The organism is Vibrio sp. (assembly GCF_048266485.1).
In the GTDB taxonomy this organism is placed as follows: domain Bacteria; phylum Pseudomonadota; class Gammaproteobacteria; order Enterobacterales; family Vibrionaceae; genus Vibrio.
The window spans coordinates 960,806-968,165 of sequence record NZ_JBLWZK010000001.1; the positions used below are offsets into that span (position 1 = coordinate 960,806).

The window sequence follows — 7,360 nt, forward strand, 5'->3', positions numbered from 1 at the left end:
GACGCTCACCATCATCACGCACGGCGCTGTTACCTGCTCGATAAATAATGGTGCCTTTTTTCGTAATCGTATCGACCATTGCTTTGGGCTCGGCCTGAACTGCATCCCCGTTTAGTGTGTTGCCTTTAAGCTTTTGTGCAGCCTCTCGGCTACGTAGCGCTTTGAGGGCTTCGCTATCTCCCTGCAATGCCTGGCTCTTTAACCAATCCGCCCAGGCTTGGCGTTGATTGCTTTGATATATCGTTTGCCGTTGCTCTTGGTAACGCTTGTGAATGCGCTCAAGATCGCTTTTCAATGCATTGCTGGCCTGTTTGTACAAAAGCTTCTTAGTAAGCTTATTGCTACCGGTTAACTTAATCGCTGCGCGACGGCCACGCCCTTTCCTCTTGGCGTTATCAACCTGTCGATCTTTATCACGACGAGCCTGTTCAAGGGCTTGCGTTTTACTCTCTGCGGCATGTTTCTGCTCTGCTTGATAACGGGCATATAGCTCGGTGGTATTCACCTTCAAGCGAACAGGTCGATGTGTATACTGGCGGCTCGGCTTAACAGAATCCGATGCAGTCGTTTCAAAGGGACCAAGGCGCGCTTCGAGTTTGGGTTTAGAAAACTCACGTCCCAAGGTGCTCGCTTTGATGATCGCTTCACCATCGGCAACGATCACTAGACCATTTCCTCTAGTTCTTAACTGCAAACCATTGTCCTGCATGACCTGGTGCAACGCCTGCCAGCTATTAGCTGATTTAATCTCGTCCATGCATTCGCGCTTCACCCAGCCCACTAAGCTTTCAATACCCGAATGGCGCTCCATATCCATCGCACGAGATTCGGCTCCTCGTTTGCGCGGTATATGATTATCCGGCTGTAAGCCATAGTCTTGCTCGATGGCCTCGCACATTTCCGCTAGCTTTTTATGTGGGTAATAAGGCTCATGGATTGTGTTACGCGTAGGATGAATTTTATTGATCGCGATATGTATATGTTGATTGTCCGTATCGTTGTGTACAGCACTGACACGCTGATGCTCGCCATAACCCACCCCTTGGCAAAGACGCTCTTCTATCGCGGCCAAGGTATTTGCTTCTAACTGTTCGCCACTTGGGAAGCTCACTATCAGATGATAGGTTTTATCACTCTTCGCTCGGGTATTCGCGAATTGAGTTGCTAACACTTCGCTGATCGCATCGCGCACGGTTTTCGCTTCACAGTTATTTAAACGAACGTTACCGAGTCGATGCTCTTTGCTCTGGTGATCGGTGATGTAATTCACCAAGCCCGCAAAGTCAGATTTCCCCTGAGAACGCATCGGTACATGCTTGGCAATCATTGGTCCGCCCTCGGGCGAAGAATAGACTCCATAAGTGAACTCATTTGATCTTGCGTCGCTTCAATACGATTAAGCACTGCTAAGATTGTATTGACTCCCACATTCGCTACCTTGGCATCATTACTAAGCCATAACTTAAGCAAACCACCCAAACGCCCTAAGTCACCATTCACTCTTACCAGTTCGCGTACCTGTTCTACATCGGTAATACCTTGAATGCGATAACCTTGGCCGACTTCACGTAGATAAGTAGAAATACTAAGACCTGCTTGCACAGACAGCGACTCGATCAACTCACGCTCCTCTGGCAGACAGTAAACCTTAATCGGTGGGCTATTCTTTCGAGTGATCTTGTTCGTGCTGTTCCCCATGCTTTGCCTCCTCTTTCTGGCCCCGCAGGGCAGGATTAACGTTGAGCTCCGAAGGTGCGAATAAGTCCAAAGTGAAGAGGCTTCGCCATGCTTGCATGGTGTGCCTACTTCACACATCCTGCCCGCATTTCAACTTTGGTTTTATCACGGAAAGTTATGCATGCCCGTGTGCATTTCTCTGTATTTAACTGTTTATTCCTGTGTAAACTATGTTTACTCAATAAGTCCGACACTTATAGCGGTATGACAGAGCACTTACAGCGACTGAATAGCGCTAAATTAGCGGTCTTACTGCGATTTATGTGTGTTGGCTTTACTCAATATCACGACACCGAAAAACACAGCTTTCCTAACACTTTCCGCTCTAGGCTAAGTTCAGAGCGTTCGTATTTTACCGCCCCTCAAGTGTCAATAAATGTTTAAAAACCAAGCTAACAAAAATAAAAATCACTTTATTTTCAATAGGTTAAAATACAATTAATTTCCAAAAATTGATTTCATTGACAGTTTTAAGCAACTTATTTTTATCAACGTTATCCACAATATCTGTTTGCTTAACTACAGGTTAATTTTTTATATAGGTAAAACTACAGGAAAGTACTATAGGAGGACCTACAACCATTTGTTATTAAATAACTTTTTAGCATTTTCCGGGACAGAACATGCGCACTCCGGGACAAAACATGCGTAAGCCGGGACAGAACATGCGCAAAATACCCCCTTTAAAGCGGGACAGAACATGCGTGGATAACTTTCTAAATACCCAGGCTTAATAACATCAAGAATGGTACGTACATACTGTTTCATCCCGCTCACTCTATCGTTTTGTCCTTCGAGGTACTTGTGGAGCACTTGGTTTCAAAAGCAGTCCTTTTTCGGTTGAAGTAGCATCTAGCTCTGGCCATGCATATTGAACCTTTTTAAGACCATCGAGAAACCGTTTTCTGAAATCTCGATGCCCCTGAGGAGTATTAGGGTAATTGGCTCCTATTTGGTCCATTAGTCCTTCCCAGGGAATGACTGTTGAACGTTTTAAATAGCTGACTCGGTTGTTGCCCAGCAATATATATCGAGAGCCATAGGAGAACGCTTAATCAACCGTAATACCCTCATATCTAGAGGAACTGGTTTATCTGTTATCAGTTGAAAAAACTTTGGCGACAGATCTACCCAAGAGCCCCATAATGAATTTTGATCTGGATGCTTTGTGCTCCACCATATATGTGAAACATCCGCTACTCTGGCACCAATCTCATCCTCAGAAATATATTCATCACCTTCATTATGTTCCGTAAACATAACGCTAATGGTGGTTTTAAAAAGTTTGCTCATCTGCTCACGCAAACGCGGAATAGAACCATCTTTCCCCCCAGTTCCCGATAACCCTAGTTCGGCCATAAAGCTTCTCTGAGAATTCCCTAATTCAAGCCTACGCGCCTCTGTCTCACCGATATAACCCTTATCCAATCTGGACTTGTTTCTTACTGCTTGAGTGGTCATCCAAACCAGAAGCAAACGTGCATAGCAACCGTAAGGCAAACCTACAGATGAGGGGGCCATCATGTGCATTGTGAAATTACCATTCTTCCGACTCCACTCATTCGATTCTGGCTTACTGTGCGGTATGGTTGCTTGAATCAGAAGCCGAGCAATAAAACCGAGTTCATTAGCCTCCTGAGCACTGCACTCCTGGATTGCTATGATGTTGTCTATATATTTCGTGCTTAGATCTAGTTTACCGCTGGCACCCGAGGCACTTTTTTGCCGAGTAGTTCCCCTAGCCTGAACATCCGTTACATCTTTAAGCGTCATGTGAACTCAGACTTACCAAATAAAACCAGGTCTTGCGGCTTTTAACGCAGACCTGCGCTTTTCTTCTATCCAGTTCTCCACTTCAGCTAGGTCCCAAGCAACACTTCGGCTGGTCAGAACAATACGACGAGGAAACTCACCACGCTGTTCCAGGTTATAGATGGTTCGATCAGACAAAGGGATCATGCTGAGTAAGGTTTTGCGATTTATCAGCGTTTTGTTTGTCATTGATGGATTCATACCCCTCTCCTTTTCAACATTCTTGGGTTGATAATGCCAGGAGTTGCCTGTAGATTAGGCTAATCATTGGACAAAAAAGTTGGATATGAAAATATTTGAAACTGAGATCGATGCGTCAGAACGACTAGGTCCGTTTTATATTCCTGTATGGGAGAATTCTGACAACTCTGTGGCAAATGCCATTCGCATTTTTAGGGAGAAATGGCATTCATACTCGGAAGAGTCTAAAAGCCACAACATCATAAACTTGATTAAACAGGTGATTGATCCCGTGGTATCGGAATACTTGAGTAGCCTTCCAAACCAGTATTTGGCCTTTTGCCCTATCTCAAGAGAAAAGTGTAACTATAGTGATCTCATCAAATTGAGAGGTCTTCGTTATACGGCCGACCAAATTCACTGTTATTTATACGACTTTGTTGATAAGAGTTCCCACACAGAGCAAGACATACTATTCATTTCGACTCAGGATATGCTCAAATCATTGTTTATGATTTGTGAAGGAAAGAAACCTAATAGATCAAAACTAGCGCCTGATATCAGTTTAAAAGCGGATAAAAAAACACGACTATGTGCCCTGTGTGGAAACCCAACAGAGTTTTCACAGTTCATGTACACATGGACAAAACACGGATATATCGAGAGAGAAAACAATGATCGTGACAATGATGAAAAAGCAGGAAAGAAAAAGCGACCGGATCTGAGTACGAATTATTGTCTAACCCATCGCCCTAAGCTTCATGATGGTTCTTGGAACTCTCTATATAAGCAAGCCAAACGCTCTTCAGAACAATTTGAGCAAGAAGTCTTGAGATTACGACGCCAAATCGCGCATCCAGACCGTCATAACGCTAAGTCCGGAGATAGATTAATTGATGAGTACTTTTACCACTTCATGCTGGACTCTTCACTGGACCCAACTAATGTGCCCGAACTGCGCAACTTAGCCCGAAAGATGGTAGATTCTCGACTGACCGACAACAAAAAGCGCATGCTGGTTCTTCGTAAGCAAAACATGTCTAATAAACAGATAGGTATATTGCTGGGTGAAATCACAGGTAAGCCGCTGTCGAACCAAGCAGTGTCTAAGGCAATAAGTTCACTTCGTGAAGAGTTTCTACTAACAGAAACCAAGAACTAAAATGTAAATCTAGTCGTTAAACATTTGATCAGCATACCCATGAAATTTTTAATTGTTTGATTTCTGTTAGGTATTAAAATCTACTAAATGCTAGATTATACAAACAATAACATAGAATTGGAAAATCAACGTCATGGCTGCTCGCACGTTAAAAGTTGAAGTCGAAAGCGACTTTTTAGGGAAAGTATCAAATGCCTCCGCCTATGTTGCTATCTCTGAGCTAATATGGAATGCGTTAGACGCAGATGCAAACAAAGTCTCGATAAAATTGAACGAAGACGCATTGTACGGTGGTTTAAAAAGTATCGAAGTCACCGACGATGGATTTGGTATAACTGAAGATATAGCCGATAAACACTTTAGTAAGCTCGGAGGGTCCTGGAAGAAGTTCAAAAACAAGACTCCCTCTGGTCGCTTCCTTCATGGTCAAGAAGGCCAAGGACGCTTTAAACCTTTCTCTATTGGGAAAGTTATAGACTGGGAAACAGCATACCTTGACGAAAAAGATAACCTAATAAAATCTTTTTCTATTACTGGAATGGCCGATAATATTGGTAGCTTTAAGGTTACTGACACCGCATTTACTAAAATCAAACACACGGGTACAACTGTCCGTATCTCTGAACTGAGTAAAAAAGGCATAAGCGTCTCGGAAAAAGCACTTTGTAATTATATATCCTGCGCTTTTGCAATCTATTTATCTAAGTATCCATCAGTTCAATTATATGTAAACGATACAAAAATTGACCCTACCGATCAGATCTTTCACCAAGAAACACTAGAGCTACCTCCGGTGACATTTGAGGGAGAATCTTTTAATTACTCTCTGAAAGTTATTGAGTGGAAGTGTGAAACTAAAAATGAGCTTCATTTCTGTGACAGTAATGGCTTTCCTCTACATACATACGATAAGCAGATAAGAGGCACTGGCGAATTTGAGTTTACTGCGTATTTAATTTCTGAACACATTAGTAAACTATCATCTAAAGGGCTTCTTGGCCTTGGTGGGCTAGAACCATCGCTATCAGAAACTCTACGCAACGCAATTGACAAGTTAAAGCATCACCTGTTTCTCCGAAAGCTAGCTAAATCAGCAAATATAATCCAAAAATGGAAAGATGAAGAAGTCTACCCATATGAAGGTGGGTATAGTGATGTGATTAACGAAGTAGAGAGGCAAATGTTTGACGTATTAGCTATTAATATCAGTCAAGAGCTTCCGGAATTTGAAAAGTCACCAGTAAAGGTAAAACGTCTTCAGTTCCGATTACTTAAACAAATCGTATCTTCTAACCCTAATGATCTACAAATAATCTTTGAAGAAGTTCTGAGCCTCTCAGTAAAAAAGCAAAAAGAACTTGCTGAACTACTAGAAGATATAAGCCTTACATCAATAATAAACGCATCTAAAACTATATCTGACAGATTAAAGTTCATCGCCGGTTTAGAGCACATTATATTTGATCCAGAGAAAAAACAGGTTCTCAAAGAACGCAGCCAACTTCACAAAATTCTCGCAGAAAATACGTGGGTATTTGGCGATGCATTCTCTATGTCTGTAAATGACCAATCTCTTACGGAGGTGCTAAAGAAACACCTAAAATCTATGGGTATAGATCTGATACTGGATGAGCCTGTAACTAGAATTGATAAATCTAGGGGAATTGTTGATTTAATGCTAACGCAATCAGTCCCCAAAAATCATGCGGATCAACTAGAGCATCTAGTGATAGAGTTAAAAGCTCCTAAGGTTCCTATCGGACCTAAAGAAATTCAACAAATTGAATCTTATGCATTCGCTGTTGCTAGTGACGAAAGGTTTAATAAACTTGATGTGAAATGGAACTTTTGGATTGTCTCAAACGATACGAATGAATATACCGATAATAGACTTAAAGCCGACAAAACGGGACAAGGTATAATTCATCAAACGGATAATATGACAATTCAAGTTAAGACGTGGGGACAGCTAATTAAAGAGTGTAAACACCGCTTGGAGTTTGTTCGAACGCATCTTGATTTAGAAGTCACTACCACAGAAGGCCTCCAGTTTTTAAAATCAAATTATGCCGAGTATACTAAAGATGTTATTTTTGATAACGAGCTAGTAATTGAAAAATAGATACTCACAAAATAATCTTATTCGTAATAAGATTGGAGGGAATATTCTATTCCCTCCAAAATTTAACAATTAGTCCACTCATCAATCATATCAGCCCAATCCTGCAACATGGCCGCGCGCTGTTCTCGGTATTCGGCTTTGTTGTAAACAGCCCTCACTCCTTTCTGTTCGTGCGCCAGGCATTTTTCTATCCAATCAGTGTTGTATCCTGCTTCATGCAGCAGTGTACTCGCTGTTCTACGTAGGTCATGCGGCCCAAACTTATTTAGTGACTGCCCATCCTTCTGCGCAGCCTTGTACGTTAAAGCCAATACACGATTCATTGTCGCACTGCTCATTGGGGCATC

7 protein-coding genes are annotated in these 7,360 nt (G+C 42.1%); 2 read left to right on the forward strand and 5 right to left on the reverse strand.

Features of this window, described 5'->3' with window-relative positions:
* From traI to ACN0T8_RS04460, 4 genes are all read right to left on the reverse strand, one after another.
* Positions 1 to 1,327: TraI/MobA(P) family conjugative relaxase (traI, locus tag ACN0T8_RS04445; protein WP_417879416.1), on the reverse strand; the 1,327-nt coding region annotated here is incomplete at its 3' end.
* Entirely contained in the window at positions 1,324 to 1,698 is a 375-nt protein-coding gene (gene traJ / locus ACN0T8_RS04450) for a conjugal transfer transcriptional regulator TraJ (protein ID WP_030000430.1), read from the reverse strand. The genes traI and traJ, both read right to left, overlap by 4 nt.
* Before the next feature lie 1,032 nt (positions 1,699 to 2,730).
* Positions 2,731 to 3,510, reverse strand: a complete 780-nt coding sequence (locus ACN0T8_RS04455; protein ID WP_417879417.1) for a replication protein RepA — start codon at positions 3,508 to 3,510, stop codon at positions 2,731 to 2,733.
* 12 nt (positions 3,511 to 3,522) lie between these two features.
* Positions 3,523 to 3,750 carry a helix-turn-helix transcriptional regulator gene (locus ACN0T8_RS04460; protein ID WP_001069954.1) on the reverse strand — a complete coding sequence of 76 codons (228 nt, stop codon included), beginning with the start codon at positions 3,748 to 3,750 and terminating at the stop codon, positions 3,523 to 3,525.
* 85 nt (positions 3,751 to 3,835) lie between these two features.
* On the opposite strand from ACN0T8_RS04460, the gene ACN0T8_RS04465 reads away from it, so the two are divergent.
* The gene (locus tag ACN0T8_RS04465; RefSeq protein ID WP_417879418.1) at positions 3,836 to 4,891 is read left to right on the forward strand and encodes a transcriptional regulator; all 1,056 of its coding nucleotides are present in this window, start codon (positions 3,836 to 3,838) and stop codon (positions 4,889 to 4,891) included.
* A gap of 133 nt (positions 4,892 to 5,024) precedes the next feature.
* Positions 5,025 to 7,013: an ATP-binding protein gene (locus ACN0T8_RS04470; RefSeq protein ID WP_417879419.1), complete on the forward strand. Its 1,989-nt coding sequence runs from the start codon at positions 5,025 to 5,027 to the stop codon at positions 7,011 to 7,013.
* Between the two features lie 62 nt (positions 7,014 to 7,075).
* On the opposite strand, the gene ACN0T8_RS04475 is transcribed toward ACN0T8_RS04470, so the two are convergent.
* The coding region (locus ACN0T8_RS04475) for a tyrosine-type recombinase/integrase (protein WP_417879420.1) at positions 7,076 to 7,360 on the reverse strand (285 nt) is incomplete at its 5' end.